22 protein-coding genes are annotated in these 23,735 nt (G+C 72.7%); 14 read left to right on the plus strand and 8 right to left on the minus strand.

Translation table 11 applies throughout. From position 1 onward, the window contains the following. Nucleotides 1–215: 215 nt before the first annotated feature. From Q1B24_RS17985 to Q1B24_RS18010, 6 genes are all read left to right on the plus strand, one after another. Nucleotides 216–2,090 carry an acyl-CoA dehydrogenase gene (locus tag Q1B24_RS17985; protein WP_299931389.1) on the plus strand — a complete coding sequence of 625 codons (1,875 nt, stop codon included), beginning with the start codon at nucleotides 216–218 and terminating at the stop codon, nucleotides 2,088–2,090. 204 nt (nucleotides 2,091–2,294) lie between these two features. Further along, the gene (locus Q1B24_RS17990) at nucleotides 2,295–3,164 is read left to right on the plus strand and encodes an ABC transporter ATP-binding protein (RefSeq protein ID WP_299931390.1); all 870 of its coding nucleotides are present in this window, start codon (nucleotides 2,295–2,297) and stop codon (nucleotides 3,162–3,164) included. Continuing rightward, nucleotides 3,161–3,973 carry an ABC transporter permease gene (locus Q1B24_RS17995; RefSeq protein ID WP_299931391.1) on the plus strand — a complete coding sequence of 271 codons (813 nt, stop codon included), beginning with the start codon at nucleotides 3,161–3,163 and terminating at the stop codon, nucleotides 3,971–3,973. Before Q1B24_RS17990 ends, Q1B24_RS17995 begins: the two co-directional genes overlap by 4 nt. Continuing rightward, on the plus strand, nucleotides 3,970–5,028 hold the full coding sequence (locus Q1B24_RS18000; RefSeq protein WP_299931392.1) for a sensor histidine kinase: 1,059 nt from the start codon (nucleotides 3,970–3,972) through the stop codon (nucleotides 5,026–5,028). The genes Q1B24_RS17995 and Q1B24_RS18000 overlap by 4 nt, the downstream gene beginning before the upstream one ends. Continuing rightward, a complete protein-coding gene (locus Q1B24_RS18005; RefSeq protein ID WP_299931393.1) occupies nucleotides 5,025–5,630 on the plus strand; it encodes a response regulator transcription factor in 606 nt (201 codons plus the stop codon). The genes Q1B24_RS18000 and Q1B24_RS18005 overlap by 4 nt, the downstream gene beginning before the upstream one ends. 93 nt (nucleotides 5,631–5,723) lie before the next feature. After that, nucleotides 5,724–5,846, plus strand: coding sequence for a hypothetical protein (locus Q1B24_RS18010; RefSeq protein WP_299931394.1), 123 nt, complete (start codon nucleotides 5,724–5,726; stop codon nucleotides 5,844–5,846). A gap of 83 nt (nucleotides 5,847–5,929) precedes the next feature. On the opposite strand, the gene Q1B24_RS18015 is transcribed toward Q1B24_RS18010, so the two are convergent. Continuing rightward, a complete protein-coding gene (locus Q1B24_RS18015) occupies nucleotides 5,930–6,142 on the minus strand; it encodes a DUF6458 family protein (RefSeq protein WP_299931395.1) in 213 nt (70 codons plus the stop codon). A gap of 172 nt (nucleotides 6,143–6,314) precedes the next feature. On the opposite strand from Q1B24_RS18015, the gene Q1B24_RS18020 reads away from it, so the two are divergent. Together Q1B24_RS18020 and Q1B24_RS18025 are read left to right on the plus strand one after the other, a co-directional pair. Continuing rightward, nucleotides 6,315–7,151, plus strand: coding sequence for a maleylpyruvate isomerase family mycothiol-dependent enzyme (locus Q1B24_RS18020; RefSeq protein WP_299931396.1), 837 nt, complete (start codon nucleotides 6,315–6,317; stop codon nucleotides 7,149–7,151). Next, nucleotides 7,148–8,074, plus strand: a complete 927-nt coding sequence (locus Q1B24_RS18025) for an oxidoreductase (RefSeq protein WP_299931397.1) — start codon at nucleotides 7,148–7,150, stop codon at nucleotides 8,072–8,074. Before Q1B24_RS18020 ends, Q1B24_RS18025 begins: the two co-directional genes overlap by 4 nt. On the opposite strand, the gene Q1B24_RS18030 is transcribed toward Q1B24_RS18025, so the two are convergent. The 4 genes from Q1B24_RS18030 to Q1B24_RS18045 form a co-directional block, all read right to left on the minus strand. After that, nucleotides 8,071–9,573 carry a hypothetical protein gene (locus Q1B24_RS18030; protein WP_299931398.1) on the minus strand — a complete coding sequence of 501 codons (1,503 nt, stop codon included), beginning with the start codon at nucleotides 9,571–9,573 and terminating at the stop codon, nucleotides 8,071–8,073. The two genes, Q1B24_RS18025 and Q1B24_RS18030, sit on opposite strands and share 4 nt — an antisense overlap. A 75-nt stretch (nucleotides 9,574–9,648) precedes the next feature. Continuing rightward, entirely contained in the window at nucleotides 9,649–9,912 is a 264-nt protein-coding gene (locus Q1B24_RS18035; protein ID WP_299931399.1) for a hypothetical protein, read from the minus strand. Nucleotides 9,913–10,612: 700 nt separating this feature from the next. Next, nucleotides 10,613–11,845: an acyl-CoA desaturase gene (locus tag Q1B24_RS18040; protein ID WP_299931400.1), complete on the minus strand. Its 1,233-nt coding sequence runs from the start codon at nucleotides 11,843–11,845 to the stop codon at nucleotides 10,613–10,615. A gap of 34 nt (nucleotides 11,846–11,879) precedes the next feature. Next, a complete protein-coding gene (locus Q1B24_RS18045; RefSeq protein WP_299931401.1) occupies nucleotides 11,880–13,010 on the minus strand; it encodes a ferredoxin reductase in 1,131 nt (376 codons plus the stop codon). A 103-nt stretch (nucleotides 13,011–13,113) separates the two neighbouring features. On the opposite strand from Q1B24_RS18045, the gene Q1B24_RS18050 reads away from it, so the two are divergent. Beyond that, nucleotides 13,114–14,295, plus strand: coding sequence for a helix-turn-helix domain-containing protein (locus Q1B24_RS18050; protein WP_299931402.1), 1,182 nt, complete (start codon nucleotides 13,114–13,116; stop codon nucleotides 14,293–14,295). Between the two features lie 171 nt (nucleotides 14,296–14,466). On the opposite strand, the gene Q1B24_RS18055 is transcribed toward Q1B24_RS18050, so the two are convergent. Both Q1B24_RS18055 and Q1B24_RS18060 read right to left on the minus strand, forming a co-directional pair. Then, nucleotides 14,467–15,954 (minus strand): amidohydrolase family protein, encoded by a 1,488-nt coding sequence (locus Q1B24_RS18055; RefSeq protein WP_299931403.1) that lies wholly within the window; start codon nucleotides 15,952–15,954, stop codon nucleotides 14,467–14,469. Nucleotides 15,955–15,986: 32 nt separating this feature from the next. After that, nucleotides 15,987–17,225, minus strand: a complete 1,239-nt coding sequence (locus tag Q1B24_RS18060) for an amidohydrolase family protein (protein ID WP_299931404.1) — start codon at nucleotides 17,223–17,225, stop codon at nucleotides 15,987–15,989. A gap of 85 nt (nucleotides 17,226–17,310) precedes the next feature. Between Q1B24_RS18060 and Q1B24_RS18065 the strand changes: the two genes are divergently transcribed. Then, nucleotides 17,311–17,964, plus strand: coding sequence for a hypothetical protein (locus Q1B24_RS18065; protein WP_299931405.1), 654 nt, complete (start codon nucleotides 17,311–17,313; stop codon nucleotides 17,962–17,964). 28 nt (nucleotides 17,965–17,992) lie between these two features. Next, nucleotides 17,993–18,622 carry a hypothetical protein gene (locus tag Q1B24_RS18070; RefSeq protein WP_299931406.1) on the plus strand — a complete coding sequence of 210 codons (630 nt, stop codon included), beginning with the start codon at nucleotides 17,993–17,995 and terminating at the stop codon, nucleotides 18,620–18,622. A gap of 13 nt (nucleotides 18,623–18,635) precedes the next feature. Here Q1B24_RS18070 and Q1B24_RS18075 read toward each other — a convergent pair whose 3' ends face one another. Further along, entirely contained in the window at nucleotides 18,636–20,087 is a 1,452-nt protein-coding gene (locus Q1B24_RS18075) for a serine/threonine-protein kinase (RefSeq protein ID WP_299931407.1), read from the minus strand. Between the two features lie 20 nt (nucleotides 20,088–20,107). On the opposite strand from Q1B24_RS18075, the gene Q1B24_RS18080 reads away from it, so the two are divergent. The 3 genes from Q1B24_RS18080 to Q1B24_RS18090 are packed head-to-tail and all read left to right on the plus strand — an operon-like array spanning nucleotide 20,108 to nucleotide 23,715. Continuing rightward, a complete protein-coding gene (locus tag Q1B24_RS18080) occupies nucleotides 20,108–20,686 on the plus strand; it encodes an RNA polymerase sigma factor (RefSeq protein WP_299931408.1) in 579 nt (192 codons plus the stop codon). An 11-nt stretch (nucleotides 20,687–20,697) separates the two neighbouring features. Beyond that, complete coding sequence (locus Q1B24_RS18085; protein ID WP_299931409.1) at nucleotides 20,698–22,224, plus strand: M1 family metallopeptidase; 1,527 nt, start codon at nucleotides 20,698–20,700, stop codon at nucleotides 22,222–22,224. Between the two features lie 18 nt (nucleotides 22,225–22,242). Further along, nucleotides 22,243–23,715, plus strand: a complete 1,473-nt coding sequence (locus tag Q1B24_RS18090; RefSeq protein ID WP_299931410.1) for a carboxyl transferase domain-containing protein — start codon at nucleotides 22,243–22,245, stop codon at nucleotides 23,713–23,715. Nucleotides 23,716–23,735 lie beyond the last annotated feature (20 nt).

Consider the following 23,735-nt stretch of genomic DNA (forward strand, 5'->3'; position numbering starts at 1 on the left):
GACTGAGGTATGTCAGGTGAAAGACTAGACATACATGGAGTGATAGACAAAGCCGACTATGTGTTCGGCGTGTCCCTCCCTGCTCCGGACCCGGTTTCTGGCGTTCGTGTTGCGCCGAGGCCGATCGCGAGGCATCCTTTAGTTACCGGTGAGTAGAACTACTCAGTAGCGCTCGCCCCCGAGACCGCAGACCCGCACAGGAACAGGTGGAAGCTGTGAGCCACTACAAGACCAACCTCCGCGACATCGAGTTCAACCTCTTCGAGGTGCTCGGCCGGGACGCCGTGCTCGGCACCGGACCGTTCGGCGAGGTCGACGGCGAGAGCGCGCGCGAGATCCTCCGCGAGGTCGAGCGCCTCTCCCGCGAGGACCTGGCCGCGTCCTACGAGGACAGCGACCGCAACCCGCCCGTCTTCGACCCGGCCACCCACACCGCTCCCGTGCCGGAGTCGTTCAAGGCCAGCTACCAGGCCTGGATGGACGCCGAGTTCTGGCGCCTGCAGGTCTTCGAGGAGATGGGCGGCACCCCCGCCCCGTCGTCGCTGATCTGGGCGATCGGCGAGATGGTGCTCGGCGCCAACGCCCCGGTGTGGATGTACGCCGCCGGCCCGGCGTTCGCCAACGTCGTGCACCGCAACGGCAACGACCGCGACAAGGCCGTCGCCCAGCACATGGTCGACCGCCAGTGGGGCTGCACCATGGTGCTCACCGAGCCCGACGCCGGCTCCGACGTGGGCGCCGGCCGCGCCAAGGCCGTCCCCAACGAGGACGGCTCGTGGAACATCACGGGCGTCAAGCGCTTCATCACCAGCGCCACCCACGACATGAGCGAGAACATCATGCACCTCGTCCTCGCGCGCCCCGAGGGCGTCGAGGGCGTCGGCGGCCCGGGCACGAAGGGCCTCTCGCTCTTCTGGATGCCCGAGCACCACTTCGACCCCGAGACCGGCGAGCTCACCGGTGAGCGCAACGGCGTCTACGTCACCAACGTCGAGCACAAGATGGGCATCAAGGTGTCCAACACCTGCGAGGTCACCTTCGGCGACCCGCAGGTCGGAGGCGGCGAGCCCGCCAAGGGCTGGCTGCTCGGCGAGGTCCACGACGGCATCGCCCAGATGTTCCAGGTCATCGAGAACGCCCGGATGATGGTCGGCACCAAGGCCATCGCCACGCTCTCCGCCGGCTACCTCAACGCCCTCGACTACGCCAAGGAGCGCGTCCAGGGCGCCGACCTCACCCAGGCCGCCGACAAGACCGCGCCGCGCGTCACGATCACCCACCACCCCGACGTACGCCGCTCGCTGATGACGCAGAAGTCGTTCGCCGAGGCGATGCGCGCGCTGGTGCTCTACACCGCCACGTGGCAGGACCAGGTGATGATCGCCGAGCACGAGGGCACCGCCGACTCCGACGAGGCCCGCCTCGCCGCGGCGGTCAACGACCTGCTGCTCCCGATCGTCAAGGGCTACGGCTCCGAGCGCTCGTGGGTGCTTCTGGGCACCGAGTCGCTGCAGACCTTCGGCGGCTCCGGCTTCCTGCAGGAGTACCCGATCGAGCAGTACGTCCGCGACGCCAAGATCGACACCCTCTACGAGGGCACCACCGCGATCCAGGGCCAGGACTTCTTCTTCCGCAAGATCGTCAAGGACCAGGGCCGCGCGCTGGGTCACCTGGCGAAGGAGATCGAGGGCTTCATCGCCTCCGAGGCCGGCAACGGTCGCCTCAAGAACGAGCGCGCCCTGCTCGCCACCGCCCTCGAGGACGCCAACGCCGTCGTCGGCCACATGATCAACGACCTCATGTCGTCGGCCGAGGAGCTGCGCAACATCTACAAGGTGGGCCTCAACACCTCCCGCCTGCTGATGGTGCTCGGCGACGTCGTGTGCGCCTGGCTGCTGCTCCGGCAGGCCGACGTCGCGCTGGAGAAGCTGGCCGGCGACGTCTCGGCCAAGGACAAGGCGTTCTACGAGGGCAAGGTCGCCGCCGCCCAGTTCTTCGCCCAGACCAACCTGCCGAAGATCAGCGCCGAGCGCGCCATCGCCGAGGCCACCACCCTCGAGCTGATGGATCTCGACGAGGCGTCCTTCTGACGTTCGTCCCCACGTCCGCCGAACGCTGTAACGCCGGGTTGATGCAACTACCCACCCAGATGCATCAGGGTGGGTAGAGCACCTAACCCGGCGTTACAGCGTGTGGGAGCCCGCGGCTCGAGGTCATTTCGGATGACAGGTGTCACGGGCAGGTCGTGACACTTCGGCGAGGGACGCGAGGCCGTACGCCGACAGGCTGGGCGCATGACCACCCCCGCCATCGACGCCACCGGGCTGCGCAAGGCCTTCCGCTCGACCGATGGCAGCCCCGTCCTCGCGGTCGACGACGTCGACCTGACGGTCCGGCCGGGCGAGATCGTGGCGTTCCTCGGCCCCAACGGCGCCGGCAAGACCACGACGGTCGACATGCTGCTCGGCCTCACGGCGCCCGATGCCGGCACGATCGAGGTCTACGGCACCTCGCCGGCCGACGCCGTACGGCAGGGGCGGGTGTCCGCGGTCATGCAGACCGGCTGCCTGCTCAACGACTTCACCGTCCGCGAGACGGTGCGCGCCATCGCCGCGCTGCACGGCCGCTCCGACCGCGTCGAGGTGGTGCTCGAGCGCGCCCGCCTGACCGACCTCGCCGGCAGGCGCGTCGAGGCGTGCTCGGGCGGTGAGCAGCAGCGGCTGAAGTTCGCGCTCGCCCTGCTGCCCGACCCCGACCTGGTCGTCCTCGACGAGCCGACGACCGGCATGGACGTCGGGGCGCGGCAGGAGTTCTGGCGGGCCATGCGCGAGGACGCCGCGCTCGGTCGCACGATCGTCTTCGCCACCCACTACCTCGCCGAGGCCGACGAGTTCGCCGAGCGCACCGTCCTGATGAACCACGGCCGGATCGTCCACGACGCCCCGACCACCGACGTGCGGGCGGCGTACGGCGGGCGCACCCTCACCTTCCGGCCGCCGGCCCACGTGGTGGGCACGGACGGGATCGACGCCGCCTGGCTGGACCGGGTGCGCCGCGCCCTCGAGCCCCTCGGCGTCACCGACCTCGACGTCTCCGCCGCGAGCCTCGAGGCCGCCTTCCTCGCCCTGACCGCCGAGCCCGAGCTCGAAGGAGCCACCCGATGAGCACCGAGATGATCACCGAGACCCTCACCGACCCGCGTGCCGCGGACGGCGTACGCGCCACGCCTCGACCGGAGATGCTCGCCTATGCGCGCCTCGACCTGCGTCGCCAGCTGCGCGACCGCATCGGGATGTTCTTCGTCGTGGGCCTGCCGACCTTCATGTACCTCGTCTTCGGCATCGGCTCCGACGACCCGGTCGGCAGCGGCAACGTCGCGATGTACGTGATGATCTCGATGGCCGCCTACGGCGCCGTCACCGCGACCACCAGCGTCGCCGGGAGCGCCGCGACCGAGCAGGTGATGGGCTGGGGTCGCCAGCTCGGCCTGACGCCCATGCGCCCGGTCGCGTTCGTGGCGGCCAAGGCGGCCGTCGCCATGGCCGTCGCCGCCGTCCCGGTGATCGCCATCTTCGCCATCGGCGCCGCCACCGGCGCGAGGGGCCACTGGTCGGACTGGGTGCTGTCCGGCGCCCTGGTGTGGCTCGGCTCCGCCATGTTCGCGGTCTACGGGCTCGCGATCTGTCTGGTCGTCCGCGGCAGCAACGCAGCCGGCATCGCCTCGGGGATGATCGTGGTGCTCGCCTTCCTGGGCAACGTCTTCACACCGATGAGCGGCTTCATGCTCGACCTCGGCCGGTTCACGCCCCTCTACGGGTACGTCGCCCTGGCCCGCTTCCCGCTCACCGACGGGTGGCTGCCGGTGGCGGGCCGCGACCCGCTGTGGCTGCCGGTCGCTAACGTGCTCGCGTGGACGGTGATCTTCGGGCTGGTGGCCCTGTGGGGCGTACGCCGGAGTCGGGCGCGCACGTGACATCGACGCCGGACCCGACGCCGCTGCCGGACAACCCCTGGGAGAAGTGGGGGTGGGCCTTCGCGGCCATCTGGCTGGTCTTCCTCGCCTTCCCGATCATCGCGGTCGTCGAGTCCGAGGTGGGCCTGCCGGCGAAGGTCTTCGCGATGCTCTGCATCGCCGGGTTCGCGGTGGCCAACGTGCTCGGCTACTCCTCACGGCTCAGGCCGTGGTGGGCCCTGGGCCTGATGGTCGCGCTGGCACTGGCGACGGCACCCGTGATCGGGATCGGGGTCATCTCGTTCACGCCCTACCTCGCGATCCTGTCGGCGCTCCGGCTGCCGAGCCCGGCCTGGAAGTGGGCCGTGGGGCTCTGGGCAGCCTTCCCGGTGCTGTCGCTGCTCGACATCGACGGCTTCCCGACCTTCTTCTTCCTGATGCTGTGGCCGATCATGATCGGCGGCGTGATGCTGCGGCTCTTCGGCGAGCGGGAGTACCTCGCGAACGCCGCCCTCCGCGAGCACGTGGTGGTCGTCGAGCGCGAGCGGGTGGCCCGCGACGTGCACGACGTGCTGGGTCACTCGTTGACCGCCCTGTCCGTGAAGGCCGAGCTCGCCGCGCGGCTCATCGACATCGACCCGGCCCGCGCGAAGCAGGAGCTGGAGTCCATCCAGGCCACCGCGCGGCAGGCGCTGGCCGAGGTGCGGGCGACGGTCGGCGGGTTGCGCGCCGGCAACCTCGAGGCCGAGCTCGCTGCCGCGCCCCGTGTGCTGGCGGACGCCGGCATCACCACGACCGTCGACGGCACGGTCGCCGACACCGACCCGCGTCACCGGGCGCTGCTGGCCTGGGTGCTGCGCGAGGCCGTCACCAACGTCGTACGCCACTCGCGGGCGCGGTCGGTGCGCATCGAGCTCGGCCCGGCCGGGATCGTCGTGGTCGACGACGGCCGGGGCTGCGACGGCGCGGAGGGCAACGGCCTCCGCGGCATGCGCGAGCGCGTCACCGGCGTCGGCGGCACCCTCGACGTCGGACCAGCCACGCCCGGCACGCGGGTGGAGGTGGTCCTGCCGTGATCAGGCTGCTGCTGGCCGACGACCAGGCCCTCGTGCGCGGTGCCCTCGCCGCGCTGCTCGACCTCGAGTCCGACCTCGAGGTGGTGGCGCAGGTCGGCCGCGGCGACGAGGTCGTCGACGCCGCCCGCGCCTCGGGCGCCGAGGTCTGCCTGCTCGACATCGAGATGCCGGGCCTCAACGGCATCGACGCCGCCGCGGCCCTGCGACGTGAGCTGCCCGGCGTACGGTCCCTGGTCGTGACGACCTTCGGCCGGCCTGGCTACGTCCGCCGGGCCATCGAGGCCGGCGCCTCGGGCTTCGTCGTCAAGGACACCCCGGCCCGGCAGCTCGCCGACGCCGTACGACGTGTCCACGCCGGCCTGCGGGTGATCGACCCCGACCTCGCCGCCGAGTCGCTGATCGACGGGCCGAGCCCGCTCACCGGCCGCGAGCGCGAGCTGCTGACGTACGCCCTCGACGGGTCACCTGTCTCCGCGATCGCCGCACGCGTCCACCTCTCGGAGGGCACGGTCCGCAACCACCTCTCGGCCGCGATCGGCAAGACCGGCGCCACCACCCGCAGCGAGGCGGCGCGGATCGCGCAGGAGCGCGGCTGGCTGTAGGGCCCGGATCCGGTCGGAGGTTCCGCGTCACGGATCGGGAGCGGCGCCGTCTCCTCTTCGAGGACACCGGGCCGACGGACGGGTTGCAGAAGCATGGAGATCGACTGTGTGACGCCGTACGAGCAGGAGGTCGTCTTCAGCGCCGCCTTCTGGCAGGGGTGCGAGCGCGAGGCCGCCCAGCTGCTTCGAGGTCTGACCGGCGTCGACGAGGAGTAGGTCGGCTGCGGTGCGCAGTGGGGAACCGACCGCACGCGAATCGGGGCGTTCGAGGTGCCGTTGGTTCCCCAGACGCAGCCGCCTCAGACGTCGCGACGCTCCTCGACGTGGGTGGTCTTCGAGCGCTGGTTGTTCATGACCAGGCCGAGCACGAGCGCGAGGACGCCTGCGATCACCAGGATCCAGCCGACGGTGGCCGGGTCCACGACCTCCTGGACGGAGTCGGGGAACTCCTTGACCGCGAAGAGGAGGATCAGGCCGATGACGAGCAGCAGGATGCCGAGTCCCATTCCCATGACGACTCCTTCGTGAGGCGGTGCGGGCGCGGCCACCGGGTCCGGCCGCTCCCGCCAGCGTAGGGGCGCGAGGCGCGGAAGGCCGGTACCCCCGGTCCCACCAACGTGTCGGTGACCGGGCGAGTGGGACACGTGAGCGCACCTGTCCCCGCCTCCCCCTACGCTCCTGTCCATGACACAGCCCGGCGACGTCCCCACCGACCAGGACAGGCTCGCCGCCCTCGTCGCGATCTGGTGGGGGGCGATCGACTCCTTCACCCGCGTGCTGGAGCACGTCGCCGACGACCAGTGGTCCGCCCCGACCGACCTGCCCGGGTGGGACGTCCGGGCCGTCGCGGCCCACACCGCCCACCTCGAGGCGCTGCTGGCCGGGCGACCGCACGAGGAGGTGGAGATCGGTGATGCGCCGCACGCGCACGGGATGATGGGCCGCTTCACCGAGCAGGGCGTGCTGGCCCGGCGTGACGAGACCCCCGACGACCTCATCACCGAGATCCGCGAGTCGACGACCGCCCGCCACACCCAGCTCCTGGCCGACCCGCCCACCGACGCCTCGGCGCCCGCACCGGGCGTCTTCGGCGCGATCGGCTGGACGACCGGCCTGCTGCTGCGCAACCGTCCGCTCGACGTGTGGATGCACGAGCAGGACGTGCGCCGCGCGCTGGCGATGCCGGGCAACCTCGACTCGGCAGCGGCGATCCACACGGCCGACTACCTCATGGAGAGCCTGCCCTACGTCGTCGCCAAGCGCGCGCAGGCGCCGGTCGGGTCCGTCGTACGCCTCGAGGTGGCCGACCACGCGCCGGTGACCGTGACCGTCGGCGAGGACGGTCGTGGTCGTCGCGCCGAGCCCGAGGACGGCGAGCCGACCACCATCCTCTCCATGGAGCGCGAGACCTTCGTCCTGCTCGCCGGCGGGCGGCGCACCGCCGCCGCGGACGACGTACGCCTCACCGGTGACACCGAGCTCGGCGAGCGCGTCGTCGCCTCGCTCGGCGTGACGCCGTGAGCGGCGCCTGGACTCCTGCCGACATCGGCGACCTGACCGGTCGCACGGCCGTCGTCACCGGGCCGACGCTGGGCGGGCTCGGCTTCCACACCGCGCTCGAGCTCGCCCGTCACGGCGCCCGCGTGGTGCTCGCCGGTCGTACGCCGGACAAGCTGGAGGCCGCGGCCTCGGCGCTCGCGGCCGAAGTTCCCGGCGCGGCGACGGAGGCACTGGTCGTCGACCTGTCCGACCTCTCGTCCGTACGGGCGGCGGGCGCTGCGGCCACGCGCTTCGGGCCGATCCACCTGCTCGTCAACAACGCCGGTGTCATGGCTCCGCCGCTGAGCCGCACGACCGACGGGTTGGAGTCGCAGATGGCGACCAACCACTTCGGGCCGTTCCTCCTCACCGGGCTGCTGCTCGACCAGCTGGCCGCATCGGGCGACGGTCGCGTCGTGACGCTGTCCTCGCAGATGCACCGCGTCGCACGGTCCGCCCCGGTCGGCGATCCGCGGACGCCGCGCCGCCACAGCAGGTGGCACACCTACGGCCAGACCAAGCTCGCCAACCTGCTCTTCACCTTCGAGCTCGACCGCCGGCTCCGGCAGACCGGGACACCGGTGCGTGCGCTGGCCGCGCACCCGGGCTTCGCCGGCACCCACCTCGCCGTCAACGGCCAGCTCGGCACCACCCGCGGGCGTCGGGCGGCGATCCTGGACGGCGCGGTCAAGATGGTCTCCCAGTCCGCCGAGGCGGGCGCCCGGCCGACGCTGATGGCCGCGACGGCCGACCTCCCGGGATCGACCTACGTCGGGCCGAGCGGTCCCGGTGAGGCGTCCGGCCCGCCCCAGGTCGTCGGCACGGCACGGCTGGCGCGCGACGAGGTGGCGCAGCGGCGGCTGTGGGAGACCAGCGAGGAGACCGTCGGGCTGGCCTGGCCCTAGCGGCGGTCGTGCACCCGCACCAGGCCGGCCCTCGTGCCGAGGTAGGCCGAGCCGTCCCGGCCGAGCACGACGGACGAGCGACCGCTCCCGGCGAGCAGCCCGGTGCCGGCGCGCACGCCCCAGCGCCTGCGGCCGGAGTCGGCGTCGATCGCCGTGAGGTACCACGCGCTGACGCCGGTGACCGACGGCCGCTTGGCCCAGGCGTAGATCAGCCCGTTGGGGCGGCTGACCACGGCACCCGACGACGGGGACACCGCGTCGCTGGTCCAGGTCACCGCGCACCCGTCGTCGACGAGGTCCACGCGGGCGACGCCCGCCCCCGCCGTGAAGCCGAGCACCGAGCGGCGCGACGACGCGTAGCCGGCGTCGTTGGCGACCACGACCCCCGCGCCGAGGTCGGCCAACGTGCTGCGGGTGGCGCCCTCCCCCTTCTCGAACACGGACTGGCGACACACCGTCCGCCCGTCGTCGCGGGCGAGGAACCGCACCCCCAGCCGGTCGTCGACCTCGTCGGTGATCGCGACCGTCCCGCGGTCGAGAAGGACCGGCGCCGAGCCGCTCACGCCGTCGTACTCACTGCGCCAGGTGGGCTGCGGCGTGCCGTCGCCGCCGACCACGAGGCGGTGCACGGCCTCGTCGGTGACGACGTACGCCGCCCCCGCGTCGACCGCGACCTCCTGACCGACCTCCTCGCCCAGGTCGACGACGCCGACCTGGCCGGTCGCGGGGTCGATCGTCCCGACGAGCCCGGCGTGGGAGGCCCACCAGATGCGGCCGGAGAAGTCGGGCGCGACCGAGACGAGGCAGTCGCCGTAGGGCACGTAGGGCTTGAGGTCCCACGTGGCGTTGATCCCGAGGTCGGGCTCGCCCTCGTGGGACGTCCGCACGGCCAGCACCTCGCGGTCACCGGTGGGGACCACGGCCCGTTCGGCGTCGTCGAGGTAGAGGGACTCCCCGTCGCAGGGTGAGCCCTCGCGCAGGTCGGGCAGGTCCTGCGACGCCACCGGCCGCAGGGTCTGGGGGTCGACGACACGCAGCGTGCGGCTGTCGCCGGCGGCGCAGAGCGCGACGAGGAACCCGGGCGTGGTCTGCTCGAGCCGGCCGCACCGCTCGAGGCCGAACCACGCCGTGTCGACCTCGGGCTGCAGGCCGAGCGGCCCCGGACGGTCCGCCGGCTCGCCCGCGGAGCGATGGGGGTTGGGCGGGGCCTCCTCGGCCGCCACCGGGTGGGGCGAGGCCGGGCGGCCGACGTACGACGGGCCGGCCCAGGCTCCGGGGGCTGGTGGGATCGGCAGCCATCCGTCGGGGACGACCACGGCCGCGAGGCCGAGGGCCGCGACCACACCGGCCGTCCAGGCCATCACGCGGCGACTGACCTGGAGGTTGTCCTGCACCCACCAGCGGATGCGGGGGACGACGAGGAGAGCCGCGGCGAGGACCAGGACGACCGGTCCCTGCGCGAGCCACAGCAGCAGCACCGCGCCGACCAGCCAGACCACCGGGCGACTGTAGGTGAGTCACACGCGTCCCACCGGGAGGCGCATCGGGGACCACCCCGATGCGTGCGTCACACGTCAGTCAGCAGGAGGGCGGGGCAGGGGCGCGGTCACGGTGAGCTCGGCGAAGAAGCCCTGGCCGCCACCGCTGCGCAGGAACACCCGGGAGCGCCGGGGTGCTCGCCCGCGGGCGTGCGGAGCCTCGTGGATCGGGATGACGTCGGCGTCGTGGCCCTCGTCGGCCTCGGCCGCGGGCCGGGCGACCAACGAACCGGTGAACTGCTCGAGCGACTTGATGCGGCCGGTGAGATCGATCCCCTGGGTGTCTCGGTCGTGCTTCATCGGCGGACTCCTTCTGTCTCCACCTGACGGCCCCCCACGGGCCGCCTGAGAAGCACAGTAGGAGCGGCACCGACGCACTTCCTTTACTCATGGAAGTCTGCGCGAAGCCTTCGGGAGACGGTCCAGACCAGGCATGTCGAGTCCTCGGGATCCTTGACCGGCGCTCCGGTCAGGGCGCCGCCCGACACCCTGCAGGCAGTTCGCGCGCCAGCACCCGAGCCTCACGCTCAGCCGTGCGCGGCGAGCCACGGACTGCCTACATGGTGCTCATGCAAAGGACTCGCGTCGAGCGCTACGGTCCCGGACGCACGAGAGCCGGAGGCCGTGCGACGCATGTCGTACGACCTCCGGCCCGGACCGGCACTCCCCTGTGCTGTCGGTCTGGCGTTCTCAGGAGACCGGCTGGCGCACCGTGGACCCCACGTCCACGGCGCCGCGCGGCCGCGGCACCGACGGTCGCGCCTCAGCGCTGACGTCGTGGCCGGGCTCTCCCACGGAGCCGATGCGGATCATCGGGCCACACCCGATGCGCCGGTCATCCTGATGGTGGTGCTCGTGGTCATCTCGTCCTCCCCGTGTCGAGTGCTCACGACAAGAAGGATGCTCCCGGCGCCGATCTGATACATCCGTGTTTCTACCGAGGTCCAGACCAGTCGCCGGGCACGGCCGAGGGTGGCCGCGCCACGGCGCCACGCCAGCCTCAGGCAGCCGCCCGGGCCTCGCTCTCGAGCTTGCGGCCGAGCAGGCGGCGGGTGCGGCGGTCGCCGGTGGCCATCTTGTAGAGGATGGCCAGCTGCTGGGGCGCGTTCTTCTTGTTGGTCGTCGCGAGCCAGCCGTTGGGCAGCGAGAGGCGGACGACCTTGTGCCAGGCGGAGTAGACCTGCTGCGGCATCGGGCGCGCGCAGTAGGTCAGGTCGTACTTCTCGAAGAGGGCCTGCACCTTGGGCGCGACCTCGGCGTAGCGGTTGGACGGCAGGTCCGGGAAGAGGTGGTGCTCGATCTGGTGCGACAGGTTGCCGGTCATCAGGTGGAGGAACTTCGAGCCGGAGATGTTGGCGCTGCCGAGCATCTGGCGGACGTACCACTCGCCCTTGGTCTCGCCCTCGATCGAGCGCTTCTCGAAGGTCTCGACGCCCTCGGGGAAGTGGCCGCAGAGGATGACGGAGTTGGACCACAGGTTCCGCACGACGTTGGCGGTGAAGTTGGCCGCGAGGGTCGGGAGGAAGGAGCCGGTCGGGATCGACAGCGCCGGGTGGACGACGTAGTCCTTCGTCGCCTGCTTGCGGATCTTGCCGAGGACGGCCTTCACGCGGCGGCGGAACTCGGGGTCCTTGGTCTGCTTCTTCTTGATCACCGCGCCGAGCTCGAGGTCGTAGGCGGCGATGCCGTACTCGAAGAAGACGGCGTTGATGAAGCAGAAGACCGGCTGGGCGAGCGACGCAGGGGTCCAGGTCTGGTCCTCGTCGACGCGCATGATGCCGTAGCCGAGGTCGTTGTCCTTGCCGATCACGTTGGTGTAGGTGTGGTGGAGCTCGTTGTGGCTGTGCTTCCACTGCTCGGCCGGCGAGGCCATGTCCCACTCCCACGTCGAGGAGTGGATCTTGGGGTCGCGCATCCAGTCCCACTGGCCGTGGAGGATGTTGTGGCCGATCTCCATGTTGTCGAGGATCTTGGAGATGCTCAGGCCTGCGGTGCCGAGCACCCAGGCGGGCGGGAACGCGCTGAAGAGCAGCACGGCGCGCGAGCCGAGCTCGATCTTGCGCTGGGTGTCGATGACACGCCGGATGTACGCCGCGTCGCTGGCGCCGCGGCTGTCGATGACGTCCTGGCGGATGGCGTCGAGCTCGATGCCGATCTGCTCGATGTCGGCCTCGGTGAGGTGGGCGATCGGGTTGGTCTGGCCGAGCACGGCCTTCTTCTGCACGGTGGTCATGGCGCTCTCCTGGGGGTGTCGGGGAGGTCGGGGGTCAGTGGTCGATGTGGCACGGGCCGGCGGCGGCGTTGATGCAGGTCTGCACCTTGAGGTCGCCGGTCTCGCCGGGCACGGCGGTGGTGATCGCGCCGTTGCGGAGGTCGCGCACGCTGCCCTCGCGCAGGGGGATGACACAGCCCATGCAGATGCCCATCCGGCATCCGCTCGGCATCAGCATCCCGGCGTCCTCGGCGGCGTCGAGGATGGGCGTCGCACCGTCGAGCTCGAGGGTGGTGCCCGAGCTGAAGGTGACGGTGCCGCCGTCGCCGGGCTCGACGCGGGCGGTGCGGAACTGCTCGGTCGTCAGGCTCAGGCCGGCCTCGTCGTGGTGGGCGGCGAGGGCGTCGAGCAGGCCGGCCGGCCCGCAGGCGAGCGTCGCCCGCTCGGCGAGGTCGGGGACCAGGTCGGCCAGGTCGGCGACGTCGAGGACGCCGTGCTCGTCGTCGTAGCGCGCGACGAGGCGGATGGCGCCGGCGGCGTCGAGCGCCTCGAGGTCGCGGATGAAGATCGAGTGGGGGTGGCTGGGTGCGACGTGGACGACGACGATGTCGTGCACCTCGCTGCGGGGCAGCCGGAGGACGCCCTCGTCGGTGCTCGGGAAGAGGTTGCGGAGCATGCCGATGACCGGCGTGATGCCCGAGCCGGCGGTGACCATGAGGAACTTGCCGCCCTCGGGCGGGAGCACGAACTCGCCGGCCGCCTGCTCGAGGTGGACCAGCGTGCCGGGCCGCGCCTCGTGGACGAGGTGGTTGCTGACCAGGCCGTCGGGGACGGCCTTGACGGTGATCGAGATGCGACCGTCGCGACGCGGGCCGTGGGTGAGCGAGTAGGCGCGCCACTGGCGTACGCCGTCGACGTCGATGCCGATGCGGAGGTACTGGCCGGGCACGTGGCCGGCCCAGTCGGCACCGGGACGGATGACGATGGTGGCCGCGTCCGCGGTCTCCGGGTGGACCGACTCGATGCGTCCGCGGAGGTCGGCGCCGGAGCGCAGGGGCGCGAAGAGGTCCATGAAGTCGGCCGGCAGGTAGGGCGTGGTGGCGGCCTCGGCGACCCGGACGAGCTGGTCGCCCAGTCGCCTGGTGCGCGTGGCGCCGCGTGCCGGCGGCTCGAGAGTCGTGCTCATGACACCAAATCTCGCTGATCTCCAGCAGATCTTCCTGCTCCCCGCACGTGAATCGGGGTTAGACTCTTGTTCGCAGCGAACAAAACCGACCTCAGGAGTCCCGATGGTCACTCGCCCTGTGCGCCCCGCCACACAAATACAGACGATTGTCGGTCTAGACCCGAAAGTAGCGGCCGCGCTCCGGTCGCACCTCGCCGAGGTCGCCGACAGCGCCGTGCTCACGATCGTCGACGAGGTGCCCAGCTATGCCGGCGCGTGGAGCGGCCGGATGGGCGAGGTGATCCGCAACGCGGTGCAGCTCGCGCTCGGGGGCTTCCTGACCCTTGCCACCCGCCAGGACGCGGACGCACCCAAGGCGCCGGCCATCGAGGGTGCCTACCAGCTCGGTCGCGGCGAGGCGCGCAGCGGCCGGACGGTCGAGGCGCTGCTCGCGGCGTACCGGATCGGCGCCCGCGCCTCGTGGCGCGACATGTCGGGCGTGGCCGTGGAGGCGGGGGTCGACTCCGGGCAGCTCGCGAAGTTCGCCGAGCTGGTCTTCGCCTACATCGACGAGCTGTCGGCGGCCTCGGTCGCCGGGCACACCGACGAGCTGGAGAGCAGCGGCCGCGTGCGCCAGCGCAACCTCGAACGCCTGGCGCGGGCCCTGCTGACCGACGCGCCCGCCGACGCCGTCGCGGCTGCGGCCGAGCGCGCGGGCTGGGAGCCGCCCGGGTCGCTGACCGCTCTCGTGCTCCCGGAGTCGCAGGTCTCCCACGCCCTGACCACCCTCGACCCGGGCACCCTCCAGCCCAGCGACGACGTCCCGGGGCTGCCGGAGGGCCACGCCTCGTTGCTCGTGCCCGGCACCGGATCGACCGCGGCGCGACGTACGTTGCTCCGCGCGCTGCGAGGCACCGACGCGGTCGTCGGCCCGGGCGTGCCCTGGCTGGAGGCAGCGGCGTCGTACCGCCGGGCCCTGCGCTGCGCCGCACTCGACCTCGACGGGCTCGTCGACTCCGACGAGCACCTCGCCTCGCTGGTGCTCGCCGCCGACGCTTCCGCCCGGGAGGACCTGCGCGCGCGGGTGCTCGCCCCGCTCGCCGACCTGCGCCCCTCGACGGTCGAGAAGCTCACCGACACGCTCCGCAGCTGGCTGCTCCACCACGGCCGCCGCGACGCCGTCGCCGAGGAGCTCTTCGTCCACGCCCAGACGGTGCGCTACCGCGTCGGCCAGCTCCGGGAGATCTACGGCGACCGGCTCGAGGACCCGGCCTTCGTCCTCGACGCGACCCTCGCGCTCGCCTGACCGCCGCCGACGACGAGCGGTGCGTGGCGCAGGTTCTGGGCGCTGAGAACCTGCCTCACCCACCGCTCGTACGACGCCCGCCGAGGAGCGGTGCGTGGCGCAGGTTCCGGCCGTGCAGAAGCTGTCTCACGCACCGCTCACGGTGTGGCGGACGCGGTCTGACCGCCGACCTCAGTCCCTGACGTACGCCGTCTCCCCGGCGACCCAGGTCACCGCGACGCGGTCGGCGAAGGACCGGAGGCGGGCGGCGTGCTCACGATCGGAGGGGCCGTCGAGGGGGTCGGCGTCGAGGAGGACCAGGTCGGCGGGGTGACCGGCGGCCACCGTTCCCCAGCCGTCGGTGGACGCGGCGAGCGCCTCGCGGGCGGTGATCGACTGCTCGGGGTGCCACGGCTCGCGGTCGTCGCCGGAGCGGTGCACGGCCGACGCGATCGCCAGCCACGGGTCGAGCGGGGAGACCGGGGCGTCGGAGCCGAGCACGACGTCGACGCCGTCGTCGAGCATCCACCGCAGCGGGAAGCACCGCTCCGCGCGACCGGGCCAGAGCCGCTCGGTCACGTCGCGGTCGTCGAGGAGGTGGGCGGGCTGGACGCTGGCGCGCACGCCGAGCCGCGCCATGCGGCGTACGTCGTCGCGGGTGGTCAGCTGCACGTGCTCGATGCCGCCGCGGGCGCCGGTCTCCTCGAAGGCGTCGAGGGCCTCGGTGACCGCGCGGTCGCCGATGGCGTGGACCGCCACGTCGAGCCCACCGGCCGCCGCCCGGGCCAGCAGGGCGCGCAGCTCCTCGGGGGTCTGGTTGGGCTGTCCCTCCTCGAAGCCGGGGACCGCCTTGTCCGCGTAGGGCTCGCAGCACCAGGCGGTGCGGGTGTTGAGCGACCCGTCGCTGATGATCTTCAGCGGCCCCATCGTCAGGCGCGGGTCGTCGGCCAGCGGGTCACCCGAGCGCAGCCCGCGGGAGAGCACGTCGTCGAGGCCGTCGGCGTAGCAGGCGTGGCGGATCCGCAGGAGGTCCGCGCCGCCCGCCCAGCGAGCCGCCCAGTCCGCGACCCCGCCGCTGAACTCGAGGTCGACCAGCCCGACCACGCCCTGCGCGGCCGCCGCCTCCATCGACCGGCGGTAGGCGTCGGGGCCGGTGCCGTCCTGACCCAGCACCGATGCCAGCCGGCCGTAGGCCATGAACCACTCCGCCTCGCTGACGACGCTGTCGCGGATCGGCAGGGCGAGGGCGTAGAGCGCGACCGTGTTGAGCCAGCCGTGGTGGCCGTCGCCGGCGATCAGCACGATCGGCTGCTCGGTGTCGAGGGCGTCGAGGTCCGACACGGTCGGCATGTCGGGCCACGCGGTCGGCCGGTGCCCCCAGCCGATGACGGGCAGGTCGGGCCACTCCTCGAGCCGCTCCCGGACGAGAGCCACCGCCTCCGCGCTCGACCGTGCCCCGCCGAGGTCGAGGCGCGCGGAGGCCAGGGTCCACTGACCCAGGTGGACGTGCTGGTCCCACAGCCCCGGCATCAGCCAGCGACCGCCGGCGTCGTACGACGTCTCGTCCCCGCCGGCCAACGTCGGTCCGACCTCGACCACGCGGGCGCCGTCGAGGCGCATGTCGACAGGACCGGGGACGGCCTCGGTGACCGCGACGAGGCGGGCGTTGCGGATCAGCATGGCGTCACGGTAGGACGTGGCGGCGGTCGCGGTCAGGACTGGGGCAGGTCGACCGCCACGCCACCCACCCAGACGGAGGTGGGCCGCCCCAGCGCCGTCACGTCTGCGGCCACGTCGCCGTCGACCACCAGCAGGTCGGCGAGGCGCCCGGCGGCGAGCCGCCCGGCGTCGACACCGCAGTCCTCGGCGGCCACAGAGGTGGCGGTCGCGAGCGCCTCGTCCACCGGCCAGCCGCCGCGGACCAGCTCGGCGATCGAGCGCCACAGGTGACCGTGCGGCTTGGCGGGCATCGCCCCGGCGTCGAGCCCCGACACCACCCGGATCCCGTGGTCGCGCAGCTTGACGGAGTTGGCCGCGGCGCGGGCGAGGTGCTCGTCGCGGTCGGTGATGCCGATGCGCTCGAGCATCTCGAGGACGTGCGGCGGCATCGCCGACACGGGCGGGAAGCGCGAGGCGTCGTTGCCGAGCGTGGGGCACACGGTCACCCCCGCGGCCGCGACCCGGTCGAGCAGGGCCACGGGCGGGTCCGTTGCGCCCTCGGCCATGCAGGTGAAGTGCTCCAGCCCGTCGACCCCCGCGTCCAGGGCGACCTCCGCGCCGATGACGGAGTGCGCGTGGGCGACGACCCGCAGCCCGGCCGCGTGGGCCGCCTCGGCCATGCGGCGCAGCGGGACCACGTCGAACTGGGCGCCGAGCTGGTCGCTGCCGGGCGTCAGGAAGCCGCCGCTCGCCATCACCTTCACCAGGTCGACGCCGCGGCCGGCCCGCTCGACCACCGCACGGTGCAGCGCGCCGGCCTCGTCCGGATCCACGTCGCCGCCGAGGAACCAGCAGTGCCCCAGGGGGATCGTGATCGGCGGCCCCGAGGCCACCACCCGGGGCAGCCCCTCGCCCTCCCGCCCGCGGTGGTCGAGCACGCGGTAGGCCACGTCGCCGAGGTCGCGGACGCTGGTCACGCCGGCCACGACCTGGGCCCGCAGGCTGCCGGTGATCACCTCGTCCACCGCGGCGGCGGCCGCCGTGCCGGCCCACTCGAGGCTCCCCGGCGTACCCGGGAAGGCGCCCGAGGAGACGAGGTGCACGTGGCAGTCGACCAGCCCCGGCAGCAGCGTGCCGGGGACCTCGGTGACGGGTACGTCGTCCGCTGGCCGGAAGGCGGCCGCTTCCACACCGACGACCCGGTCGCCCTCGACCAGCACCGTCGCACCGCCCGGCAGGAACCGCTCGCCGTCGAACGCCCGTGCTGCCCGGACGGCCCACCGCGTGACCATCCCCCGATGGTGCGCCCCGGGGTCGGCCGGCGCACCTCGCGCGGCTGGTGGACCAGACCACCCGGCCGGCTGACATGATGGAAGCGTGGAGTGGCGGGGGCCTGTAGCACTGGTCGCGCTCCTGGCGATCGGCGTCGGGGGCGGTTTCGCCGCGTCCGCACAGACCCGGGGCGGCTCGATCGGCGCCGGCGTCCCGTCCCCGGTGCCCGCGCAGGCACCGGAGATGCCGGTCGAGGCCCCGAAGCCCCCGACCCCCGACCCGGACGACCCGGCCCTCGAGCCCGACATCGCGATGAAGCCGGCCACGCTCGGCACCGGCAAGTTCGAGATCACCTTCCCCGCCCCCGTCGGCTGGACGACCAACGCCAGCGCCAGCAACGAGTGGAAGTGGAAGAAGCCGGGCACGTCCAACAACACGTACGTGATGCGGATCGAGCAGATCAACAGCCAGGACATCACGATCGAGGACGCCATCAACATCCGGATCGAGCGCCTCCGCGAGGAGCAGGACGACGTCTTCATCGTCGACCGCGGCGCCGAGACGCTCGAGTACACCTACCGCAGCAACGAGGGCAACGCCCGGCACAGCTTCATGCGCTGGCTCGACCTCGACGCCAGCGGCCAGGCCGACGTCGAGATCGTCGTCCACGGCCGCGAGCGCGACGTGGCCGGCACGCAGGACCTCATCCGCCGGGTGGGCGACGGCATGCAGGGGGCGGGCGGCGGGCCTGTCGGCTGAGCCCACCCCCACGGGCTAGATTGCGCCCGTGAACTGGCGGGGGACGGCAGTGCTCGCGCTGCTGCTCGCCATCGGGGTCGCGGCGGGGTTCGGCGCGTCTCTGACCCTGGGCGAGAACCCGTCGGGCGGCCTCCGGGCCTCGCCCGTGCAGGCGTCCCCGAGCCTCCCGGTCGACCCGGTCCCCGAGCTGCTCCCCGACCCGGACATCCCGCCGCTCGCCACTGGGCTCCCGCTCGTGCGCCAGACGGTCGGTGCGGGCGACTTCCGGATGACCCTTCCGGTGCCGAAGGGATGGACCTTCTCCGAGAACTCGCTCAATGAGTGGCAGTGGCGACCACCGGGCCAGCCCGACTTCGGCTACGTCCTGCGCGTCGAGCAGGTGCTGAGCAACCGCCGCTCGATCGAGTGGACCCTCGACCGGCGCATCGGCGAGCTGCGCGAGGACGAGAGCAACGTCGAGGTGCTCGAGGAGACGAGGGACAGCCTGCACTTCTCCTTCGTCACCGCCAACCACCTCCGGCACGGCCACCTGCGCTGGCTCGACCTCACCGGGTCCGACAACGCCCAGGTGGAGATCGCCGTGACCGGGCGCGAGGTGGACGACCCGGGCATGGCCGAGCTCATCGCGCGCGTCGGGTCCGGCGTACGACTCGGCTGACCGCGGGAGCGGTTCAGACCCCCTTCGCCACCACGGAGTCGAGCACACTGTTCGCGACCCCGCGGTCGTCGGTGCGGATCTGGATCCACATCAGCTGGTTCTGGTTGACCTGGACGACACGCTCGACCGTGAGGTCCACGCCCGGGCACCCGCTGAAGAAGACGGTCATGATGTCGTCGCCGTCCTTCTCGTCGAAGTAGGGACCGCGCTGGACCGGGCAGGCGGCGTGGCCCGGCACGCGCGAGGGCAGCTCCTCACCGGGCAGGATGCCGACGAAGACACCCTCGCCCGGGTCGTCGTCGGAGTTCCAGCCCGACCCCGTGCCGGCCGCGACCGCCGGCTGCTCGGAGCGCCCGTCGAACGGCACCCACTGCTCGCGATCCACCTGGCCTGTCCACGCCTCGGGGACGGTGACGAAAAGCGTGCCGGTCGAGTCCTCGACCGTGCGCTCGGAGGCGGCGGTGCGCTCCAGCGCCCAGCCCGCGCCGGTGCCGGCGACCAGGGCGAGGACGGCGGCCGCGACCCACGGCCAGCGTCGGTGGCGTCGCCGGGGTGCCGGCTGGTCGCTGACCACCCCGGTGCCGTCCGGCCGGGACGCCGTGCGGGTCAGCGCGGGGTCGATCGGCACCCAGGCCGCAGGGGTCTCGTCGGCCGGCTCGCCGAGCGCCTCGACCAGCGCGGAGGTGAAGGACTCGACGTCGGGGAAACGGTCCTCGCGGTCCCGGGCCAGGCCGCGCAGGACCACGGCCTCGGCGGCGGGGTCGTCGAGGCCCATCGGCGCAGGCGGTGAGGGGTTCTCGGCGGCGGCGAGGCTCGCGTGGGAGTAGGGCTGGCGCCCGGTCAGGAGGAAGTAGCTCAGGGCCGCGAGCGAGAACTGGTCGGCCCGCGCGTCCAGCCCCTCGCCGAGGGCCTGCTCCGGGGCGACGTAGGAGGGGGTGCCGCCGGCCATGGTGAGGCGGGAGGACATGTCCATCGCCTTGCCGAGGCCCAGGTCGCCGAGCATGGCCACCACGTGCGGGCCGCGGCCGTTCTCCACGGTCCGGAACAGGACGTTGGCGGGCTTCACGTCGCGGTGCAGCACGCCGCGGTCGTGCAGGGCGCTGAGTCCGCGTCCGACCTGCGTGATGACCGCCATCGCCTGCGACCTCGGGATCGGCGAGAGCTCGACCAGGTCGGCCAGCGTGCCCTGGTCGGCGTACGCCATCACCAGGTAGGGCCGGCCGTCCTCGAGCTCGCCGGCGTCGTAGACCGAGACGACGTGGGGCGACTCGACCTTGCGGAGGAACCGGCCCTCCTCGAGGAAGCGCTGGCGGATGTGGTGGTCGTCGGTCCAGTTGTCCGCGAGGACCTTGATGGCCACGGGGCTGTCGAGGTGCTCGTCGTAGGCGAGCCACACGGTCGCGAAGGCTCCCGAACCGATGCGGCGGCGCACCGGGTAACGACCGAGACGAGTGGGAGCGGACACCCGGGCATTATCGTGCAGGGGTGAGCTATTCGGGGGACCCGGGCGACGCGTTGGCGCCGGACGACATCGACGACCTGGCGCGACGAGCACGTGACGGGGACCGTGACGCGCTCGAGCTGCTGCTCGCCGCGGTGCGTCCGCGCGTGCTCAACATCTGTCGAGGAGTGCTTCCCTACTCCGGCGACGCGGAGGACGCGTGCCAGGAGGCGATGCTCAACGCGGCCACCAAGATCGGCTCGTGGGGCGGCCGCGGCCGGTTCACCACGTGGCTGCACATCGTGTCGGTCAACAGCGCGCGCACGACGTACCGCCGGCTGAAGAACCTCGCCACGCCGACCGACTTCGAGGACGGCGCCCACGACCGTCCCGACCCGCGCACCACCAGCGTCATCGCCGGCACCCGGCTCGACCTCCTCGAGGCGATGGACACGATCGAGAAGGACCACCCGCAGTACGTCGAGCCGCTGCTGCTGCGCGACGTCTACGGCCTGCCCTACGACGAGATCGCGACGCTGGTCGACGCCCCTCTCGGCACCGTCAAGGCGCAGATCCACCACGGACGCAAGCTCGCCCGGCCGCTGCTGCGGGGCGATCGTTGACACCACACCGCGTGCGCGCGGTGCTGGCGGCGGGCCTGTCCCTCGCCGTCCTGGCCGGCTGCTCCGGTGGCTCGGGGTCCACCCCGTCCGACGCGCCGCAGGACGCGCCGTCGGCGAGCCCGTCGGCAGGCGAGTCGGCGGACGAGTCGGCAGGCGAGTCGCCGTCCGCCTCGGCGTCGGCACCGGTGGTGAGCGACCCGGTGGAGCCGGACCTCGACCTCGCCGAGTCGACCCCGCGCGAGGACAGCGTCTACCCCGGGGTGGGTGACCCCCGCGTGGACGCGCTCCACTACGACCTCGACCTGACCTGGCAGCCCCGTGCGGAGCGCCTGACCGGCCGGGCGGTGATCACGTTCCGCGCGACGCGCGACGCACCGCGCTTCCAGCTCGACCTCGGGGCGCCCCTCACCGTCGGTGAGGTCACCCTCGACGGCGAACCGGTCCGCTTCGCCCGGCGCGGGAAGGACCTCGTGCTGAGGGCGCCGATCGAGGCGGACGAGCGCCACGAGCTGGCCCTCGACTACGTCGGCACGCCCGAGCCCGCCCCCGCACCGACCACCCGCGGCGACTTCTCCGAGACGGGCTTCACCGTCACCCGCGCCGGCGAGGTGTGGACGATGCAGGAGCCCTACGGGGCGTACACCTGGTACCCGGTCAACGACCAGCCGTCCGACAAGGCGCTCTACGACATCACCGTCCACGCCCCGCCGCGGTGGACCGGCGTCGCCAACGGCGAGCTCACCGAGCTGACGTCCGACGCGGACGGCACGACCACGACGTGGCAGCTCTCCGAGCCGGCGTCGTCGTACCTCATCACCCTCGCGATCGGCGACTACGCCTGGAGCAGCAACACCTCCGCGAGCGGCCTGCGCGTGGACTACTGGACGCCGCGCGGCATGGACCGCCCGCTCGACTCGATCCGGACCGCCGCGGCGACCGTCGACTGGGTCGAGACCCGGCTCGGCGACTACCCCTTCGACTCCCTCGGCCTCGTCGTCACCGACTCGCAGAGCGCGATGGAGACCCAGACGATGGTCACCCTCGGCACCAACGACTACGTCCTGTCCCCGCAGGTGGTCGCGCACGAGATCGTCCACCAGTGGTACGGCGACCAGGTCTCGCCGTCGGACTGGCGCGACGTCTGGCTCAACGAGGGCATGACGATGCTGCTGCAGTGGGTCTACGAGGACGAGCACGGCATCCGCCCGCTGCGCCAGAGCCTGCGCAGTGCGCGCTCCGCCGACCAGCAGCTGCGCGACCAGTACGGGCCGCCCGGTGCCTACGACCGGCGCCAGTTCGGCGGCTCCAACATCTACTACCCGCCCGCGCTGATGTGGAACGAGCTCCGCGAGGACCTCGGCGACGACGAGTTCTACGCCGTCGCCCGCTCCTGGCCGGCCAACCACGACAACACCTCAGCCTCCCGCGAGCAGCTCTACGACCACTGGGAGGCCGAGACCGGGCGCGAGCTGTCGGCCTTCTTCGACGCCTGGATCATGGGCGAGCGGACGCCGGAGCCCGGGGTCCCGCAGGGCTGAGGCGACTACCCTCCCCGCATGACCCGCCTCTCCGCGCACGACCTCATCAACCTGGTCCTCGACGACGGCTCGTGGTCGTCGTGGGACACCCCGCCGGTGCGCGACGACATCAGCGAGGAGTACGCCGCCGAGCTGGCCGCCGCGGCCGAGAAGTCCGGCGTCGACGAGTCCGTGCTGACCGGTGAGGCGCGGATGCACGGACGGCGCATCGCGGTGCTGGTGGGCGAGTTCGGCTTCCTGGCCGGGTCGATCGGCCGGGCCGCTGCCGACCGGATCGTCGCCGGCATCGAGCGCGCGACCCGGGAGGGCCTCCCGCTGGTCGCCGCACCCGTGAGCGGCGGCACCCGGATGCAGGAGGGCACGCCGGCCTTCGTCCAGATGGTGCGGATCTCCGCAGCCGTCGCGGCCCACCGCACCGCGGGCCTGCCCTACCTCGTCTACCTCCGCCACCCCACCACCGGCGGCGTGATGGCGTCGTGGGGCTCGCTCGGGCACGTCACCGTCGCCGAGCCCGGCGCGCTGGTCGGCTTCCTCGGACCGCGGGTCTACGAGGCGCTCTACGACAAGCCCTTCCCCGAGGGCGTGCAGACCTCGGAGAACCTCTACGCCCACGGCATCATCGACGCCGTCCTGCCGCCCGAGGAGATCGCCGAGATCCTCGACCGCGCCCTCACCATCCTGATGGCCGCGCGCGAGGGCGTCACCCCGGTCGCCGACCCCGGCCAGGACGACGTACCGGACGTCGACACGTGGGACTGCGTGACCCGTTCGCGGCGTCCCGACCGGCCGGGCGTGCGTCGGCTGCTGCGCTACGCCGCCAGCGACGTCGTACCCCTCAACGGGACGGGGCAGGGCGAGAGCGACCCGGGGCTGCTGATCGCGCTGGCGCGCTTCGGGGACGCGCCGTGCGTCTTCCTCGGCCAGGACCGTCGCGGCCAGACCACCGACCACCCGATGGGGCCCGAGGCGCTGCGCGAGGCCCGGCGCGGGATGCGGCTGGCCTCCGAGCTCGGCCTGCCGCTGGTGACGGTCATCGACACCCAGGGGGCCGCGCTGTCCGCCGACGCGGAGAACGGTGGGCTCGCCGGCGAGATCGCCCGGTCGCTGGCCGACCTCGTCACGCTCGACGCGCCGACGCTCTGCCTGATGCTGGGCGAGGGCAACGGCGGCGGTGCGCTCGCCCTGCTGCCTGCCGACCGCGTCGTCGCCGCGCAGCACGCGTGGCTCTCGCCGCTGCCGCCCGAGGGCGCGTCCGCGATCGTCCACCGCGACCTCGACCACGCCGCCGAGATGGCGCGCGCCCAGCAGGTGCGTGCCATCGACCTGCACCGCCAAGGTGTCGTCGACCGGATCGTGGCGGAGAAGCCCGACGCCGCCGACGAGCCCGAGGACTTCTGCCGCCGGGTGGGCGCCGTGCTCGAGCACGAGCTCAGCACGCTGCTCGCCTCCGGGCCGGGGTCGGCGGCGGACCGGGCGCGCCGCTACCTCTGACACCCGGCCCCGAGCGGTGC

Origin of the sequence: uncultured Nocardioides sp. (genome assembly GCF_947488025.1) — a bacterium.
Classification (GTDB): Bacteria; Actinomycetota; Actinomycetes; order Propionibacteriales; family Nocardioidaceae; genus Nocardioides.